This window comes from Crossiella sp. CA198, assembly GCF_052078295.1.
In the GTDB taxonomy this organism is placed as follows: Bacteria; Actinomycetota; Actinomycetes; order Mycobacteriales; family Pseudonocardiaceae; genus Crossiella.
Window position 1 is genome coordinate 159234 of record NZ_JBQJIM010000022.1, and the last position, 17375, is coordinate 176608.

The following is a 17375-nucleotide window of genomic DNA, read 5'->3' on the forward strand; positions in this document are numbered from 1 at the left end:
TACGCCGACACCCGGGCACACTGTTCGTGTGCACCCCCAGTGGCAGGACCCCGAGGTGATCGCGCGACTCGTGCGCACCGCCCGCACCGTGGCCGTGGTCGGCGTCAGCGCGCGACCGGACCGGCCGAGTCACCAGATCGCGCACTACCTGCACCGGCAGGGGTTGCGGGTCTTCCCGGTGAACCCGGCGCTGCGCGAGGTGTTCGGTCTCCAGGTCTACCCGGACCTGGCCGCGGTGCCCGAGCACATCGACATCGTGGACGTCTTCCGCCGTTCCGAGGTGGTGGCGCCGGTGGCCGAACAGGCGATCGAGGTGAAAGCGGGCGCGCTGTGGCTGCAACTGGGCATCGAGGACGAAGCGTCCTGCGCGAAGGCTGCGGCGGCCGGACTGGACGTGGTGGTGAACCGCTGCCTGATGGTCGACCACCGGAACCTGACCGGCTGAGCGCGTGTGGACCTGACCACAACATAACCGGTGCGTAACCTACGGTGCCGTAACCTTGACAGGTGCCAGCCGCGACCCTCCCACCCACTGCCCCGGCCCAGTACGACAAGCCGTTGATGCGTGGCCGGATCCACCAGTGGTCGTTCTTCGTCTCGCTGGTCGCGGGCGCCACCCTGATCGCCGTGGCCGCCAGCACGGTCTCCGCCCGCGCCGCCCTGGCCACCTCGATCTACACGGTCACCATCCTGGGCCTGTTCGGCATCAGCGCGCTCTACCACCGCCGCACCTGGCTGACCGAGGGCGCGCTGCGCTGGATGCGCCGCCTGGACCACTCGATGATCTTCCTGTTCATCGCGGGCACCTACACCCCGTTCTGCCTGCTGGCCATGGATCCGGGCCTGGGCAACGTGATCCTGGCCGTGGTCTGGGGCGGCGCGCTGGCAGGCGTGACCCTGAAACTGGCCTGGCCGGAAGCCCCACGCTGGCTGGGCGTGCCGATCTACATCGCCCTGGGCTGGGTCGCGGTCTTCGTCCTGCCCGAACTCGGCGCCCGCGGCGGGGTGACCGCCCTGGTGCTGCTGCTGGTCGGCGGCCTGTTCTACACCGTGGGCGGGATCATGTACGGCATCCGCAGGCCCAACCCGTGGCCGAAGGTCTTCGGCTTCCACGAGTTCTTCCACGCCGCCACCGCGCTGGCCGCGCTGAGCCACTACATCGCGGTCTGGCTGGTGCTCTACCCCTGATGCCAGCCGGGGTGCGGGCACCCGCCGCCTGCCCGCACCCCGGCAACCTCTTCGCTACAGCCCCGGGCCCTTCGCGCGCAGCTCGTCCACCTTGGTCATCGCCTCGCGCAACTCGCCAAGCCACTCGTCCGCGTGCTTGCCCACCAGCCGCACCGCCCAGGCCAGCGCCTCCGAGCGGGAGCGGGCGACGCCCGCGTCCACCAGGGTGTCCAGGATCAGGCGTTCCGGCTGGCGGAGGCGGGTCATGACCGGGACGGACAGGCGGGTGAAGCGTTCCTCGGTGCCGCCGAGGCGGGCGGCCCAGGCGACCTTGCGGCCGTAACGGTGCTCGGCCTGGCGGGCGATGTCGATGCGTTCCTCGCGGGTCTGCTCACGCCAGCGGGCGATCCGGCCAGCCTCGGCCGCGGCCCGTTCGGCGTCGTCGGTGTACTCGCCGTCCAGGGCCGGGAGTTCGCCCAGGATAGTGATCTCCTCGCGGTCGACGATGACCTCCGGGGCGCTGGTGAACCAGCCGTCCGGCAGCCTGCCTGCGAACCAGCCCGCTGCTTCCTTGCCACTCTCGTATCGGTGCCCCATGGCTTGCTCCTCTTGTCCTCGTTGCTCTGATTACATGCTTACACCTTTTCCAACGCCGGTGGCGAGTACTTCGTTTCGCGGTCGCGTTCGCCCGTGGAGAACAGCGAAGATGGAGGCATGGGGTCGGACTGGGACTGGGAGATGCACTACGCCGAACCGTGGACACCTGCCCGGATCGAACAGATGCTGGAGCTGTTCGCCGACGGCGGTTGGCAGCTCTGGCCGACGATCCACCCGCTGAGCCCGGAGGACGGTCCGGAGGATGAACTCCGGCAGGCCAGTCGGGCGGAACTCGTCATCGGACTGGCCGAGGCGCGCTGGGGCATCTCGCTGTGGGACGCCGAGGAGGACTGTGTCTTCCTGCGCACCACCCGTACTTCGGTGAGCCTGACGCTTTCCGGCGGGACCTGGCGCGAACCCCGGCCCGAGGCGGATGGGTACCGGCTCCGGCACCGCGGGCTGACCGAGTTGTGGGTGGAGCTGGGTGAGCGCTTCGACGGGTTGTTCGGGCGGGTCGAGGACGAGTGGTCGCTGGAACAGGTGTGGTCGCTGCTGCCCGACCCGCTCGGTGACGACGTGCCGCCGCCCGGCCAGTGGCCGCACCGGCTGGGCTGGTGGACCTACTTCAACGCCGAGCGCGCCGACCTGCTGCCCAACCCGCCAGCCGGGCTGCGACTGACCCCGCGCGGGGCGGTGCTGGCACTGCTGGATGATCCGGCGGCGGTGGACGTAATGGAGTTCGAACGCATCCACCTGGGCATGCTGGCCCGCTGAGGCAATTCGATCAAGGAATTGTTGGTCATTCAACTTGATGACCGGCCGGTAACCCGATGGGGTTGTTCTGATTGCCGGGGGCGTGTCGTAGTGTCCTTACTCTCGACCGTCGAGAAAGGACACCGGATGGCACCTCCCGATTCCGGGGCCACCATGCGGATCAGTCCGGAAAGCGCCGCCAGGCTGGCGGCGCGGCTGCGGCTGTTGCTCGATCGCCTTGAGGTGCTGCGCAGCAGGGGGCTGCAGGCAGCCGGGCTGGCGCCACCAGCGAAAGACCCGGTCAGCGCCCTGGCCATGGCCAGATACCGGGATCTGGTCGATCGCGGGCCGGACTCCTTCCTGGCCGAGATGGACCAGGCGATCATCGAACTACGACGGCAACTCAGCGCCGCCACGGCCATGGCAACCGACTACCGGATCGTCGAGCGTGACAATTCGCACGTTCAGGGTTTACCCGGCGACAACTAAGCCGAGCACGGGGGGCGGGAAATCTTGACTACCTGGAATGAGGGAATCATCTGGTGGCCGGAAGCGCCGATCGCGCGAATCTGCGCTGACGTGCACACCGGCACTGGATCTGCTCCGCTGTACCTGACCGCGGATCACTGGCACCGGATCTGGGCCGAGCTGGACGAACTGCGCGGCGACTACGACCGGGCCTTCGCCGAGTTCACCCGGCACAACACCGACCGCGGCGCGGCGGTGGCCACCGACCTCGCCTCGACCACCAGCGCGCTGCTGGTCGACGCGCACGCCCAGGCCGCCGCGGCGCGGGAGCTGCTGTCCACCGTGGCCACCGAGTTCGATCTGGTTCGGAACAGCGTGCCCACCCAGCTGCCGCCGCCACCCGCGCACAGCACCGGGTTCCTGGACACCACCGGTGCGGCCTGGCTGCACACCCCGGACCTGCACGGGGCGGAGCTGCAGGTCCGGCAGGTCACCGACCGGGCGCGGGACGTGCTCGGCGGGTACGAGCGGGCGGTGCTGTTCGGCTTGCCCACCCGGCCCACGGTGGTCCGGACGCGCCCGGCCCCGCTGCCGCCCGTACCCCGGGTGGTGCGCGCGGCCGAGGCGGAGACCGAACCGATTCCACTGCCGGGCAGCTTCGGGCCACGGGGATCGCGGCCGGTCGCACCCCCGCCTCCGCCTGCCCCCGCACCTGCTCCGCCACCGCGGTGGGAGGAGCCGGAACAGCACTACCTGCGGCACCTCGCGGCGGATCCGGACGATCCGTTCAGCACGGATCTGACGGTCGCGCCCCCGGTGATCGGCGAGTAGCCGGGCTATGTCGTACTTCAGCCGAGAACCCTTGTCCCGCTTGGGTTTCAGCACGCTCTGGCACGCCGTGCACGAGGACCGGCCGCAGCCGGTGGTGCTGGACGTGGCCCCGGAGAGCGGCGACTATCCGGACCGGGCGGCGAGCCAGCGCCAGGGCATGGACGAGCTGGCCGCCAAGGGATACCGGGACGATCGGCGGATCGCCGAGGACGTGCTGTCGCTGGTCCGGCTGCTCGCCGAGCACAGCCGGTCGCTGGACCTGCGGCTGGTCGGCCGGGGCGGCTGGGTGCGCGCGCTGGCCGCCGCGGGCGGGCCGGACCGGGCCGGGCTGGCCGTGCTCTCCCCCGCCGGGCTGACCCTGCGGACGGTGCGGGACACCGGGCTGGCCACCGCGTTGCTGGCCGAGCTGCCCGAGCACCCGCGCGGCACGCTGCGTCAGCTGTCCGTGCCCACCACCCAGCTGCGCGCGTTCACCGTGGGCGGCCCCGACCCGTGGGACCGGCCGCTGTCCAAGGCGGACCGGGGCGTGCTGGCGCCGCTGGTGGCCGATCCGGTGGTGCGCCGGGCGCAGATCGGCGGCACCGTGCGGGCCTGCTGGGACACCCCGCGGCGGATCGAGCGCCAGCTGCTGGTCAACGACGGCGAGCGTTACGGCAGGCACCTGGTCTACGCCGCGGGCACGCACACCACGCTGGTCAGGGCCGACCCGAAGCTGCTGGCCCGGACGGTCGGCGAACTGCTGGACCCGCGATGACCGGGCGGTGGATCGAGGGCCGCTGGCGGCGGGAGCGGCTGCCGCTGGCGGTGATCGGCATGACCTTCCTGCCGCTGCTCGTCGTGGTGCCCTGGCTGCTGATCACCGGCCAGGAGTTCGGCCAGAGCCCGATGCTGACCAGCACCGCGCTGGCCACCATGGTGCTGACCGGGTACACCGCCTGGCTGGCCGACCGGCGCAGGCGGGTGGAGGAGGAACGCGCGCAGCTGGACCGGGAGAAGGCCGAGACCGAGCGGCAGAAACAAGCGCTGGAACTCCAGCGGCACGAACTGGACCAGCTCAAGCACGAGCAGGAGCGGCAGCGGGTGGCCGATGAGAGCTTCGTCGGCACGGTGGAGTTGCTGGGCAACGCGGCCGCGCAGGTGCGGGTGGGCGCGCTGTACGCGCTGGCCGGGATCGCCGCGGCCCGCCCGGCCATGGCGCAGCAGGTGGTCGACATCGTGTGCGTGTTCCTGCGGCAGGCGATCCCGGCCGAGGAGCCGGGGGCGCGGCACCTGCGCCGGGAAACGCAGAAGGTGCTGGACAGGGTGCTGCGGTCGGCGCCGGGTCAGCTGGTGCTGGACCTGTCCGACACCGTGCTGGACGGGCTGACCCTGGCCAGACTGTCCTTCACCAGTGTGGACCTCAGCCGCGCGGTGCTGCACGGCCCGACCAGCCTGCGCGAGGTCCGGGTAACCAGACGGCTGACCCTGTGCGACGCGGTCTTCCACGGTCCGGCGCACTTCGAGCAGGCGCGGCTGGGCGAGCTGACCGCCGACCGCGCCGAGTTCCGGCAGGCCGCCGGGTTCGCCTCGATCAAGGTGCGGGAGCAGGTGAAGCTCGCCCAGACCCGGTTCGAGCGGGCCGCGGAGTTCCGGCAGGCCTGCTTCGACGGCCCGGTGCACTGCATGGCCGGGTTCGCCGACCGGACCGACTTCGCCGACTGCCGGTTCGCCGGACTGGTCAGTCTGACCGGTTCCTGGTTCGCCCGGCGACCGGACTTCAGCAGCACCTTCTTCGCCGCGCCGCTGCGGCTGGACGGGGTGCGGATCGGTCCGGACCCCGACTCAGCTCCGGACCGCGCGGCGGATCGCGCCGGTCAGCTCCACGACTGAGGTCACCGGCCGCTCGCAGACGTAGCCCCGGCACACGTACCCGGCGGCGGTGCCGTTGACCAGCGGGCGGGCCGTCAGCAGGGGCACGCCCGGCTCGTCCGGCTCGCCGCCGATCAGCACCGCGCCCGCGGGCAGGGCGGAGCGGGCGGCGGCCATCAATTCCCAGCGGCGGTTGTCCGCGCCGGAGCTGACCACCGCGACCTGCACCGGACCGTGCTGCACCGCCTCGGCCACGGCCAGCCACCAGCCGGCGAACCTGGGCGCGCGGGCGGCCAGCACGCCTGCCCGGCTCAGCGCGCTCTCCGCGGCCACCCGGTAGGTGCTCGCCCGGTCGGAGCCTGCCAGTACGGAGGCGGTCAGCAGGGCGCCTGCCAGTGCGGCGGCGCCGCTGGGGGTGGCGTTGTCGGAGACGTCGCTGGGGCGGCGGACCAGTTTCTCCGCGTCGGCGGCGGTGTCGAAGAAGACGCCGGGATTCTCCGGGTCGGCGAACTGTTCCAGTGCGGTGTCCAGCAGGCCGCAGGCGTGGGTCAGCCAGCGGGACTGGCCGGTGACCTGGTGCAGCACCAGGAATGCCTCGGCGGTGGTGGCGTAGTCCTCCAGCACGCCGACCGCGGCGCCCGCGGTGCCCTCGCGGGAGCTGCGGCGCAGCCTGCCCTCCACCAGGTGGGTGCCCAGCAGCAGGTCGGCGGCGAAGACGGCGGCGTCGATCCACTGTGGCCGGTCGAAGTAGGCGCCGCCCTCGGCCAGCGCGGCGATGGCCAGGCTGTTCCAGGCGGTGACCACCTTGTCGTCCCGGCCGGGCTGCGGGCGGGCGGCCCGCGCCGTGCGCAATACGGTGCGGATCCGTTGCCAGCGCGCCGGATCGTCCGGGTCGGCGAGCAGCTGGAGGGTGGACATGCCGTCCTCGAAGGTGCCGGAGTCGGTGACCCGCAACAGGTTCGCGGCCCAGGGCCCGTCCTGCGCGCCGAGCAGCTCGGTGAGCTGGGCCGGGGTCCAGGCGTAGGTCAGGCCCTCCACGCCGTCGGTGTCGGCGTCCAGTGAGGAGGCGAAGCCGCCCTGCAGTGTGTGCAGGTCGGTGAGCAGGAACTCCGCGGTCTCCACCGCGACCCTGCGGGCCAGCGCGGAGCCGGTGCGGCGGGCCAGGTGGGTGTAGACGCGCAGCAGCAACGCGTTGTCGTACAACATCTTCTCGAAGTGCGGCACCACCCAGGCGGCGTCCACGCTGTACCGGGCGAAACCGCCGCCGAGCTGGTCGTACAGGCCGCCGCGGGCCATTGCCTCGCAGGTGCGCTCGGCCAGCGAGAGCGCCTCGGGCGAGCCGGTGCGCTCGTGGTGGCGGAGCAGGAACTCCAGCACCATCGACGGCGGGAACTTCGGCGCGCCACCGAATCCGGCGTGCACCGGGTCGAACTCCTGGGACAGCGCGGTCACCGCCTGCGCCAGCACTTCACTGTCCACAGTGGACTGTGGCAGCGGCCGGGCGGATTCGGTCAGCTGGGCCACCACCGAGCGGGCCGCCTCGCGCACCTCGTCCCCGCGTTCGGTCCAGGCCTCGATCACCGCGGCCAGCAGCTGCTGGAAGGACGGGATGCCGGGGCGCGGCTGCGGCGGGTAGTAGGTGCCGCAGTGGAACGGCTCGCCCTCGGGGGTGAGGAAGCAGGTCATCGGCCAGCCACCGTGGCCGGTCATCGCCTGGGTGGCCTCCATGTAGACCGCGTCCACATCCGGCCGTTCCTCGCGGTCGACCTTGACGTTGACGAACCCGGCGTTCATCAGTTCGGCGATCACCGGGTTCTCGAAGGACTCGTGCGCCATCACGTGGCACCAGTGGCAGGCCGCGTAACCGACCGAGAGCAGCACCGGCACATTCCGGCGGCGGGCCTCCGCGAACGCCTCGTCGCACCACGGCCACCAGTCCACCGGGTTGTCGGCGTGCTGGAGCAGGTACGGGCTGGTCGCCGCGGCGAGGCGGTTCGGCATGAGTGCGTCTCCCGAGCGTCGGTGGCGAGTTCAGTCTGGCCGATGCAGGTGCAGGGCGAGCCACAGCTCGGCGCGGATTCCGGGTGATTCCAGGTCCTTGCCCAGCAGATCGGCCACCCTACGCATTCGGTTACGCAAGGTGTGCCGGTGGACACCAAGCTGTTGCGCGGCCGGGTCCCACTGTCCATGGTGGCCGAGCCAGACCCGCAGGGAGGTCAGCAAGTCGCCGCGGCCGGTGGCATCGTGCGTGCTCAGCGGACTGAGCAAGGCTTCGGCGAAGGCGGCGGCGCGGCGCGGGTCGAGCAGCCCGAGCAGTCCGGAGCCCGCCAGATCGGCGAATTCCAGGACCACCCGGCCGTGTCGGCGGGCGGCGTCCGCGGCGGCCAGGGCCTGCCGGTGGCCTTCGGCGACCTCGGTGACCGGGCCGGAGACGCCCAGGGTCAGGCCGGGCACCCGGGCAGGCAGCTCACGGCACCAGGCCAGCAGCGCGGGTGATGCGGCCAGCACCAGCACCCGGTCCTCGACCTCGGCGAAGAAGCAGGGTTCGGCCATGCCCTGGGCGCTGAGCAGGTCGGCCGCCGCGGTGCGGGCCGGGGCGGCGCCGGTCAGCGCGAGCACCCGCAGCGGCGGCGCGGGCAGCGCGCCCCACAGTGGCCGGACCACCTCGGCGACCAGCTCCCGCTGCCCGGCGGCGAGCAGCTCGAACAGTCCGGCACGCAACCGGCGCGCGGCCGAGTCCAGGCCGCCGGTCTGGGCCAGGGCCAGCGCGAGCAGCGAGGCGGCCGCGCCGAGCAGGTGCTGTTCGGCCACCGTCCAGGCGCGGGCACTGCCCAGCAACAGGAAGGCCCTGGTCCGCCTGCCCGCGCCGAGGGCCTGTGCGGTGACCCGCTCGCCGTCAGCCTGCACGGTGACCGCGGCGGGCGGCCGGGCCGCACGCAGCCGGTCCAGCAGTTCGGCGGCCCCGGCCACCCGGCCGCGGGCACTGGCCGGGGCGGCCCGCAGCGGTTCGCCCGCCACGTCGAGCAGCACCACCCAGGCGTCGAGTTCGCGGGCCAGCCGCCGCAGCACCGCGCCGAGTCCGTCCACCCCGGTGGCCGCACCCGCCAGGGCCTGCAACGCGCCGCTCATCCTGGTCGCCTCGGCATGTGAGTCGGCGGCCAGCGACCGGCTGACCGCCTTGGTGACCGCGATGAACGGGGTGGCCCTTGGCACCTCCAGCAGCGGGAAATCCCGCGCCCGCGCGGCTTTCACCAGTTCGGCGGGCACCTGCTGGTGACTCAGCCCGGTGCCGAAGGCCAGCCCGGCCGCACCCGCCGTGGCCAGCCGGTCCAGGTAGGACCGCCGCTCCCTGGCACCGGGCGGCAACGCCAGTCCGGTGCTCAGCAGCAGTTCGCCGCCTTCCAGGAACGGCGTCGGATCGGCCAGTTCGCTGACGTGCGCCCAGGGCAACGGCCGGTCCAGGCCCGGCTCACCGGCCAGCAGCCGGAGGCCCAGATCGGGCAGCTCCAGCAGCGCGCGCAGGGTCAGCGGCACGAGAACCTCTACACAGTGGAGTGGTGACGAGACCAACCTAGCCACTTTGTCGACTTCCCGCCGGGTGTGGCGGCTCGCACACTCGGGCCCATGGCCACCCTGGAACGCACCCTGCGGCAGCGGCACCTGTCGATGATCGCCATCGCCGGGGTGATCGGCGCCGGGCTGTTCGTGGGCTCCGGCGCGGCCATCGCCAAGGCCGGTCCGGCCGTGCTGATCTCCTACGCGGTGGCCGGGCTGCTGGTCGTGCTGGTGATGCGGATGCTCGGCGAGATGGCCGCGGCCACCCCGGAGACCGGCTCCTTCTCCACCTACGCCGACCGCGCGATCGGCCGCTGGGCCGGGTTCTCCATCGGCTGGCTGTACTGGTGGTTCTGGGTGGTCACGGTCGGCATCGAGGCCACCGCGGGCGCGGCCATCGTGCACCGCTGGCTGCCCGCGATCCCGCAGTGGGGCTGGGCGCTGGCGCTGATGGTGCTGCTCACCGCGACCAACCTGTTCTCGGTGCGCTCCTACGGCGAGTTCGAGTTCTGGTTCGCCTCGGTCAAGGTCGCCGCGATCACGGTGTTCCTGCTGCTGGGCGTGGCCGCGATCGCGGGCACCCTGCCCGGGATCACCTCCCCCGGCACGGACAATCTCGTTGGCCACGGCGGGTTCTTCCCGAACGGGGCCGCGCCGGTGTTCTCCGCGATGCTGGTGGTGGTGTTCTCCTTCTTCGGCGCGGAGATCGCCACCGTGGCCGCGGGCGAGTCAGCCGATCCGCAGCGCGCGGTGCGGATCGCGGTGCGCTCAGTGGTGTGGCGGATCCTGGTGTTCTACCTGGGTTCCATCGCGGTGGTGGTGACCCTGCTGCCTTACGACGACGCCAGTGTGGCCACCAGTCCCTACGTCGCGGTGCTGGCCCGGCTCGGCCTGCCGGGGGCGGCCACCGTGATGGACGTGGTGGTGCTGACCTCGGTGCTGTCCTGCCTCAACTCCGGCCTGTACACCGCATCCCGGATGGCCTTCTCGCTGGCCGGGCGCGGTGAGGCGCCCCGCTCCTGGCAGCGGCTCAGCCGCAGTGGTTCGCCGCGCCGGGCGGTGCTGGTCTCCACCGTGTTCGGCTTCGGCACGGTGGCGCTCAACTACTTCGCGCCGCAGGACGTGTTCACCTTCCTGGTCAACTCCTCCGGCGCGATCGCGCTGCTGGTGTGGCTGGTGATCGCGGTGTCGCACCTGCGGTCGGTCCGGTCCAGGGCGATGCTGACCTGGCTGAGCATCCTGGCCATGGTCGCGCTGCTGATCGGCATGCTCTTCGACCCCGGCGCCCGCCCGCAGCTGCTGGTCAGCCTCGGCGTCGCCGCCATCGTGCTGATTGTTTCCCTTCTGCGCCAACGAAACCAGAGGAGCGTCACGTCATGACCCGACAGGCCGGACCGCCCCAGCAGCGCACGCTGGCCACCGCCCTGCCCGGCCCCAGGTCGCAGGAACTGTTGGCGCGCAAGGAGAACGCGGTCGCGCCAGGCATCGGGGTGACCGTGCCCGCCTTCGCCGCCGAGGCTGGTGGCGGGGTGCTGGTGGACGTGGACGGCAACTCGCTGATCGACCTGGCCTCCGGCATCGCGGTGACCGGGGTGGGCAACGCGGACCCGGTGGTGGTCGCGGCCGTGGCCGAGCAGGCCGCCCGGTTCACCCACACCTGCGTGATGATCAACCCGTATGAGAGCTACGTCGAGGTGTGCGAGCAGCTCAACGCCATCACCCCCGGCGAGTTCGACAAGCGCTCGGCGCTGTTCAACTCCGGCGCGGAGGCGGTGGAGAACGCGGTCAAGATCGCCCGCTACGCCACCGGCCGGGCCGCGGTGATCGTCTTCGAGCACGCCTACCACGGCCGCACCAACCTCACCATGGCCCTGACCGCCAAGAACATGCCGTACAAGCAGGGCTTCGGCCCGTTCGCGCCCGAGGTGTACCGGGTGCCGATGTCCTACCCGTACCGGGACGGACTCACCGGCCCCGAGGCCGCGGCGCGGGCGATCGAGGCCATCGAAACCCAGGTCGGCGCGCGGAACGTGGCCGCGGTGCTGATCGAACCCATCCAGGGCGAGGGCGGCTTCGTGGTCCCGGCCGAGGGCTTCCTGCCCGCCCTGTCCACCTGGTGCACCGCCTCCGGCGCGCTGTTCATCGCCGATGAGATCCAGACCGGCTTCTGCCGCACCGGCGACTGGTTCGCGGTCAACCACGAGCACGTGGTGCCCGACCTGATCACCACCGCCAAGGGCATCGCGGGTGGCCTGCCCCTCGCGGCGGTCACCGGCCGCGCCGACGTCATGTCCGCGGTGCACCCCGGCGGCCTCGGCGGCACCTACGGCGGCAACCCCCTCGCGTGCGCCGCCGGGCTGGCCACCATCGCCCGGATGCGCGAACTCGACCTGGCCACCGCCGCCCGCCGCATCGAAGCCCTGGCCGGGACCCGGCTGCGCGCACTCGCCGCGACCACGCCGAGCATCGGCGAGGTGCGCGGCCGGGGCGCGATGCTGGCGATCGAGTTCGTCCGCGACGGCGGCGCCCCGGACGCGGCGCTGGCCAAACGGGTCGCCGCGGACTGCCACGCGGCCGGGGTGATCGTGCTCACCTGCGGCACCTTCGGCAACGTCATCCGCCTGCTGCCGCCGCTGGTGATCGGCGAGGATCTGTTGGCCGAGGGCCTGGACGTGCTGGAGACAGCGATCCGGGAAGCGGCTTCAGAAGCTGCTTAATGCGAGAGCGGGGAGCAGCGCGAGCGGGGATACTTCCCGCTCGTGCTGTTCACCCTGACCACGACCCACCAGCCGGCGACGGACCTCGGCTTCCTGCTGCACAAGCATCCCGGCAAGGTGCAGACCTTCGAGGTCGCCGCCGGGACCGCGCACGTGTTCTACCCACAGGCGGAAGAGCATCAGTGCACGGTCGGGCTGCTGCTGGAACTCGACCCGATCGAACTGGTGCGGCGGGGCCGGGAGAACACCGCGTTCAGCCTGGGCCGCTACGTCAACGACCGGCCCTACGTGGCCTCCTCGATGCTCGCGGTGGCCCTGGGCAAGGTCTTCCGCACCGCGCTGGGCGGTCGCTGCGAGGCCAAGCCGGAACTGGCCGCCACCCCGCTGCCACTCCAGGCGCACCTGCCCGCGGTGCCCTGTCACGGGCCTGCCGACCTGGTGAGCAGGCTGTTCGAGCCGCTGGGCTGGACCGTGGACGCCCGGCCGATCCCGATGACCGGCTGGGGCGACTCGCCGTATGTCGACCTGCGGCTCACCGGCACCCTGCGGCTGGCCGAGGCGCTCAACCACCTCTACGTGCTGCTCCCGGTGCTGGACAACGTCAAGCACTACTGGGTGGCCGAGGACGAGGTGGAGAAGCTGCTGCGGGCCGGCGCGGACTGGCTGGCCGGGCACCCGGAGCGCGACCTGGTCAGCCGTCGTTACCTGCGGCACCGCCGCGGGCTGGTGGACGCCGCGCTGACCCGGCTGGCCGAGGCCGAGGACACCGAACCCGAGGCCCTGGACAACGCCCTGGACCCGGCCGTGATCACCGAGACCCCGGCCAGGGAACCGCTCGCGGCCACCCGGCGCGACACGATCATGGCTCTACTCAAGGAGATCGGCGCCAAACAGGTGGTCGACCTCGGTTGCGGTGGCGGGGCGCTGCTGCGTGGGCTGCTGGCGGATCTGCACTTCACCCGCATCCTCGGCGTGGACGTCTCCGCGCAGGCGCTGGCCAACGCCGAACGCGGGCTCAACCTGGACCGGATGTCCGAGCACGTGGCGGCGCGGCTCACCCTGCGCCAGTCCGCGCTGACCTATGTGGACGCCGGACTGCGCGGCTTCGACGCGGCGGTGCTGATGGAGGTCGTCGAGCACGTCGACCCGCCGCGACTGCCCGCGCTGGCCCGCGCGGTCTTCGGTACGGCCAAACCCGCATCAGTGCTGGTCACCACGCCCAACGTGGAGTACAACGTGCGCTTCCCCGACCTGCCGGCCGGTGAGTTCCGGCATCCGGACCACCGTTTCGAGTGGACCCGCGCGGAGTTCCGGGACTGGGCCCAGGACATCGCCCAGCGCTACGGCTACCACGTGGAGTTCCGCCCGGTCGGCCCGGAAGACCCCGAGGTCGGACCGCCGACCCAGCTCGCCCTGTTCCGCCGCACGGAGGTGGCCCGATGACCGAACTGTCCATCCCGGACAAGTCGCTGGTGCTGCTCATCGGCGTCTCAGGCGCAGGCAAGTCCAGCTTCGCCGCCAAGCACTTCAAGCCGACCCAGGTGCTCTCCAGCGACTACTTCCGCGGTCTGGTCAGCGATGACGAGAACAACCAGGAGGCCACCGCGGACGCCTTCGACGCGCTGAACTACGTGGCGGGCAAACGACTGGCCGCCGGACTGCTCACCGTCGTGGACGCCACCAACGTGCAGCCCGGCTCCCGGGCCACCCTGATCGCACTGGCCAAGCAGCACCACGTGCTGCCGGTGGGCATCGTGCTGGATGTGCCGGAAGCGGTGTGCGTGCAGCGCAACGCCGCACGCGCCGACCGGACCTTCGGCGCCGACGTGATCGCCCGCCAGCGCTCCCAGCTGCGCCGCTCGCAGAAACACCTGGTGCGCGAGGGCCTGAAGAAGGTGCACACCCTGCACGGCCAGGAGGAGATCGACGCGGCCACCATCGTGATGCAGCCGCTGATCAACGACCGCACCGGGCTGACCGGGCCGTTCGACGTGATCGGCGATGTGCACGGCTGCCGCGGCGAACTGGAGTCGCTGCTCACCGAGTTGGGCTGGGACCTGGAGTGGGAGAACAAGAAGGCCGTCGGCGCCAGCCACCCGGAGGGCCGGATCGCGGTCTTCGTCGGCGATCTGGTCGACCGCGGCCCGGACACCCCCGGCGTGCTGCGGCTGGTGATGAACATGGTCGAGGCGGGCACCGCGATCTGCGTCTGCGGCAACCACGAGCAGAAGCTGCACCGCGCGCTCACCGGCCGCAAGGTCACCGTCTCGCACGGCCTGGCCGAATCCCTTGACCAGCTCGCCGGGCAGCCCAAGGAGTTCCAGACCAGGGTGGCCGAGTTCTGCTACGGCCTGGTCTCGCACTACCTGCTCGACGGCGGCGATCTGGTGGTGGCGCACGCCGGCCTGCCGGAACGCTTCCACGGCCGCGCCTCCGGCCGGGTGCGCAGCTTCGCGCTCTACGGCGACACCACCGGCGAGACCGACGAGTACGGGCTGCCGGTGCGGTATCCGTGGGCCAACGACTACCGCGGCCGGGCCATGGTGCTCTACGGGCACACCCCCATCCCGGAGGTGGAGTGGGTCAACAACACCCTGTGCCTGGACACCGGCGCGGTCTTCGGCAACAAGCTGACCGCGCTGCGCTACCCGGAGCGCGAGATCGTCTCGGTGCCCTCGGTGAAGGTCTGGTACGAGCCGACGAAGCCGCTCATCCCGGCCGCGCCGCCGGAGCGTGAACCGGATCTGCTGGAACTGTCCGATGTGGCCGGCAAGCGGGTGATCGAGACCAAGTTGCACGGGCGGGTCACGGTGACCGCCGAACACGCCGCGGCCGCGCTGGAGGTGATGAGCCGGTTCGCCCTGGACCCGCGCTGGCTGCTCTACCTGCCGCCGACCATGGCCCCGGTGAACACCTCGGCCGTGCCGGACCTGCTGGAGCACCCGGCCGAGGCCTTCACCGCCTACCTGGCCGACGGCGTGCGCGAGCTGCTGTGCGAGGAGAAGCACATGGGCTCGCGCGCGGTGGTGCTCATCTGCCGCGATGAGGACACCGCGCGCAAGCGGTTCGGCGTGGCCGGGCCGGGCGTGATCCACACCCGCACCGGGCGCGCCTTCTTCGCCGACAAGCGAGGGGACGAGCTGCTCGCCGGGGTCAGGGACGCGATCGGCGCGGCCGGGCTGTGGGCCGAGCTGGACACCGACTGGCTGCTGCTGGACGCCGAACTGCTGCCCTGGAGCGCCAAGGCGGGCGGGCTGATCCGCGAGCAGTACGCCGCGGTGGGCGCCGCGGCCACCGCCGCGCTGCCGGTGGCCGCCGACACCCTGCGCCAGGCCGCCGGACGCGGGCTGGACGTGGCGGAGTTGCTGGCGCGCACCGAATCCCGGCTGGCCAACGCCGCCGCCTTCGACCTGGTGCACCAGCGCTACTGCTGGCCCACCGACGGCCTGGACGGCCTGCGGCTGGCCCCGTTCCAGCTGCTGGCCTCCGAGGGTCGCAACCACGCGGGCACCGCGCACGCCTGGCACCTGGCCCAGGCTGACAAGATGATCTCCGTGGCGCCCGGTCTGTTCACCGCCACCCGCACCATCGCGGTGGATGCCGAGGATCCGGCGTCCGTGGCCAAGGCCGTCGCGTGGTGGGAGGAGCTGACCGCCACCGGGGGCGAGGGCATGGTGGTCAAACCGGCGGCGAACGTGAGCCGGGGAAAGCGAGGACTGGTGCAGCCGGGCTTGAAGGTGCGCGGGCGGGAATACCTGCGGCTGATCTACGGACCGGACTACACCGAACCGGCCAACCTCCAGCGGGTCCGCCAGCGCAAGATCGCCGGCAAGCGGTCCCTGGCGCTGCGCGAGTACGCGCTGGGCATGGAAGGCCTGGACCGGCTGGCCGCGGGCGAACCGCTGTGGCGGGTGCACGAGTGCGTGTTCGCGGTGCTCGCGCTGGAGTCCGAGCCGGTGGACCCGCGACTGTGATCGTCCTGGACCTGGTGCGGGAGCACACGATCCTGTCCGCGGTGATCGGCTCGCACGCCTACGGGCTGGCCGGGCCGGACTCCGACGTCGACCGGCGCGGGGTCTACGCCGCGCCCACCGAGCTGTTCTGGGGCATGGTCAAGCCCCCGGACAGCGTGGAGGGCCCGGAGCCGGAGCGGATGAGCTGGGAGGCCGAGCATTTCTGCCTGCTCGCGCTCAAGGCCAACCCGAGCGTGCTGGATCTGCTCGCCGCCGACCGGGTCGAGCAGTGCACGGAGGCCGGCGCGGAGTTACGCGCGCTGCTGCCCGCCTTCCTGTCCCTGCGCGCGGTGAAGACCTTCCGCCGGGCCACCGAGCAGCAGTTCACCCGCGCCCAGGCCAGCATGGCCGAGGGCGGGGACCCGAAGTGGAAGCAGGTCATGCACGGGTTGCGGCTGCTGCTGGCGTGCGAGCACCTGGTGCGCACCGGCGAGCTGAGCATCGACGCCGCGCCGTACCGGGAGGAGTTGCTGGAGATCAGATCCGGCGGCCGGGACTGGGAATCGCTGCGCACCAGGGTGATCGGTGTGCAGGCCGATATCGAGCTGGCCGAGCGAAAAAGCCCGCTGCCGCCGATGCCGGATCGGGCCGCGGTGGAACGCTGGCTGGTCTCGGTGCGTCGACGGTCCGTGGAAGGAGAGCTGACGTGAGCTTGCAAGACCTGAGCACCGCCAACCTGGACGCCGCGGCGCTGACCGGCATCGTGGCCGAACAGGACCGCCCGCTGGTGTTCGCCACCGTCTCCGGGGCGCACCTGTACGGCTTCCCGTCGAAGGACTCCGACGTGGACCTGCGCGGGGTGCACCTGCTCGCCACCAGCGAGCTGGCCGGCCTGCGCTACGGCCCGGAGACGGTCGAACGGATGTGGGAGCACGAGGGCACCGAACTGGACCTGGTCACCCACGACATCGCCAAGTTCGCCCGATTGTTGTTACGCCCCAACGGCTATGTCGCCGAACAGCTGCTCTCCCCGCTGGTGGTGCACAGCACGCAGGCGCACCAGGAGCTGATCGCGCTCGCGCCGGGGTTCCTGACCAGCAGGCACGCCCACCACTACCGCGGCTTCGCCAAGACCCAGTGGCGGCTGTTCGAGCGCAATGGCGAGCTGAAACCGCTGCTCTACACCTTCCGCGCGCTGCTCACCGGGGTGCACCTGCTGCGCACCGGCCAGGTGCTGGCCCACCTGCCCAGCCTGATCGAGGCCCAGGGCGGACCCGGCTACCTGACCGAGCTGATCACGGCCAAGGTCGAGGGCGAGCACCGGCCGCTGGACTCGGTCTCCGGCGCGCCGGACGCGGAGACCCTCGCGGCGGACCTGCTCAGCTGGCTGGAGTGGCTGGACGTGGCCGAGAACGGCTCCGCGCTGCCGCAGGAGCCGTCCGTGCACGAAGAAATGCACCAGCTGGTGCTGCGGCTGCGGCCCTAG

16 protein-coding genes are annotated in these 17375 nt (G+C 71.8%); 13 read left to right on the plus strand and 3 right to left on the minus strand.

Annotated elements, in window-relative coordinates; all coding sequences use genetic code 11:
* The first annotated feature begins 28 nt into the window (after nucleotides 1–28).
* Both ACTOWY_RS32595 and trhA read left to right on the plus strand, forming a co-directional pair.
* Complete coding sequence (locus ACTOWY_RS32595; RefSeq protein WP_441313431.1) at nucleotides 29–445, plus strand: CoA-binding protein; 417 nt, start codon at nucleotides 29–31, stop codon at nucleotides 443–445.
* A gap of 62 nt (nucleotides 446–507) precedes the next feature.
* Nucleotides 508–1188: a PAQR family membrane homeostasis protein TrhA gene (gene trhA / locus ACTOWY_RS32600; protein ID WP_441313432.1), complete on the plus strand. Its 681-nt coding sequence runs from the start codon at nucleotides 508–510 to the stop codon at nucleotides 1186–1188.
* Nucleotides 1189–1242: 54 nt separating this feature from the next.
* Here trhA and ACTOWY_RS32605 read toward each other — a convergent pair whose 3' ends face one another.
* On the minus strand, nucleotides 1243–1764 hold the full coding sequence (locus tag ACTOWY_RS32605; protein ID WP_185000133.1) for a hypothetical protein: 522 nt from the start codon (nucleotides 1762–1764) through the stop codon (nucleotides 1243–1245).
* Between the two features lie 117 nt (nucleotides 1765–1881).
* Between ACTOWY_RS32605 and ACTOWY_RS32610 the strand changes: the two genes are divergently transcribed.
* The 5 genes from ACTOWY_RS32610 to ACTOWY_RS32630 all read left to right on the plus strand — a co-directional run bounded on the left by ACTOWY_RS32610 (nucleotide 1882) and on the right by ACTOWY_RS32630 (nucleotide 5685).
* Nucleotides 1882–2538 (plus strand): hypothetical protein, encoded by a 657-nt coding sequence (locus ACTOWY_RS32610; RefSeq protein WP_441313433.1) that lies wholly within the window; start codon nucleotides 1882–1884, stop codon nucleotides 2536–2538.
* A gap of 126 nt (nucleotides 2539–2664) precedes the next feature.
* A complete protein-coding gene (locus ACTOWY_RS32615; protein WP_441313434.1) occupies nucleotides 2665–3006 on the plus strand; it encodes a hypothetical protein in 342 nt (113 codons plus the stop codon).
* 90 nt (nucleotides 3007–3096) lie between these two features.
* Nucleotides 3097–3816, plus strand: coding sequence for a hypothetical protein (locus tag ACTOWY_RS32620; RefSeq protein WP_441313435.1), 720 nt, complete (start codon nucleotides 3097–3099; stop codon nucleotides 3814–3816).
* 40 nt (nucleotides 3817–3856) lie between these two features.
* Nucleotides 3857–4570, plus strand: coding sequence for an ESX secretion-associated protein EspG (locus ACTOWY_RS32625; RefSeq protein ID WP_441313436.1), 714 nt, complete (start codon nucleotides 3857–3859; stop codon nucleotides 4568–4570).
* Nucleotides 4567–5685 (plus strand): hypothetical protein, encoded by a 1119-nt coding sequence (locus ACTOWY_RS32630; protein ID WP_441313437.1) that lies wholly within the window; start codon nucleotides 4567–4569, stop codon nucleotides 5683–5685. The genes ACTOWY_RS32625 and ACTOWY_RS32630 overlap by 4 nt, the downstream gene beginning before the upstream one ends.
* Here the strand turns inward: ACTOWY_RS32630 and ACTOWY_RS32635 are convergent.
* Nucleotides 5638–7665 carry a thioredoxin domain-containing protein gene (locus ACTOWY_RS32635; protein WP_441313438.1) on the minus strand — a complete coding sequence of 676 codons (2028 nt, stop codon included), beginning with the start codon at nucleotides 7663–7665 and terminating at the stop codon, nucleotides 5638–5640. The genes ACTOWY_RS32630 and ACTOWY_RS32635 overlap by 48 nt on opposite strands.
* A 30-nt stretch (nucleotides 7666–7695) precedes the next feature.
* Nucleotides 7696–9198 carry a PucR family transcriptional regulator gene (locus ACTOWY_RS32640; RefSeq protein ID WP_441313439.1) on the minus strand — a complete coding sequence of 501 codons (1503 nt, stop codon included), beginning with the start codon at nucleotides 9196–9198 and terminating at the stop codon, nucleotides 7696–7698.
* Nucleotides 9199–9288: 90 nt separating this feature from the next.
* On the opposite strand from ACTOWY_RS32640, the gene ACTOWY_RS32645 reads away from it, so the two are divergent.
* From ACTOWY_RS32645 to ACTOWY_RS32670, 6 genes are read left to right on the plus strand one after another with little or no spacing between them, the layout of a single operon-like run.
* Nucleotides 9289–10599 carry an amino acid permease gene (locus tag ACTOWY_RS32645; protein WP_441313440.1) on the plus strand — a complete coding sequence of 437 codons (1311 nt, stop codon included), beginning with the start codon at nucleotides 9289–9291 and terminating at the stop codon, nucleotides 10597–10599.
* A complete protein-coding gene (gene gabT, locus ACTOWY_RS32650; protein ID WP_441313441.1) occupies nucleotides 10596–11936 on the plus strand; it encodes a 4-aminobutyrate--2-oxoglutarate transaminase in 1341 nt (446 codons plus the stop codon). The genes ACTOWY_RS32645 and gabT overlap by 4 nt, the downstream gene beginning before the upstream one ends.
* 42 nt (nucleotides 11937–11978) lie before the next feature.
* Nucleotides 11979–13379, plus strand: a complete 1401-nt coding sequence (locus ACTOWY_RS32655; protein ID WP_441313442.1) for a 3' terminal RNA ribose 2'-O-methyltransferase Hen1 — start codon at nucleotides 11979–11981, stop codon at nucleotides 13377–13379.
* Nucleotides 13376–15910, plus strand: a complete 2535-nt coding sequence (locus ACTOWY_RS32660) for a polynucleotide kinase-phosphatase (protein WP_441313443.1) — start codon at nucleotides 13376–13378, stop codon at nucleotides 15908–15910. The genes ACTOWY_RS32655 and ACTOWY_RS32660 overlap by 4 nt, the downstream gene beginning before the upstream one ends.
* On the plus strand, nucleotides 15907–16599 hold the full coding sequence (locus ACTOWY_RS32665; protein ID WP_441313444.1) for a nucleotidyltransferase domain-containing protein: 693 nt from the start codon (nucleotides 15907–15909) through the stop codon (nucleotides 16597–16599). The genes ACTOWY_RS32660 and ACTOWY_RS32665 overlap by 4 nt, the downstream gene beginning before the upstream one ends.
* Nucleotides 16596–17375: a nucleotidyltransferase domain-containing protein gene (locus tag ACTOWY_RS32670; RefSeq protein ID WP_441313445.1), complete on the plus strand. Its 780-nt coding sequence runs from the start codon at nucleotides 16596–16598 to the stop codon at nucleotides 17373–17375. Before ACTOWY_RS32665 ends, ACTOWY_RS32670 begins: the two co-directional genes overlap by 4 nt.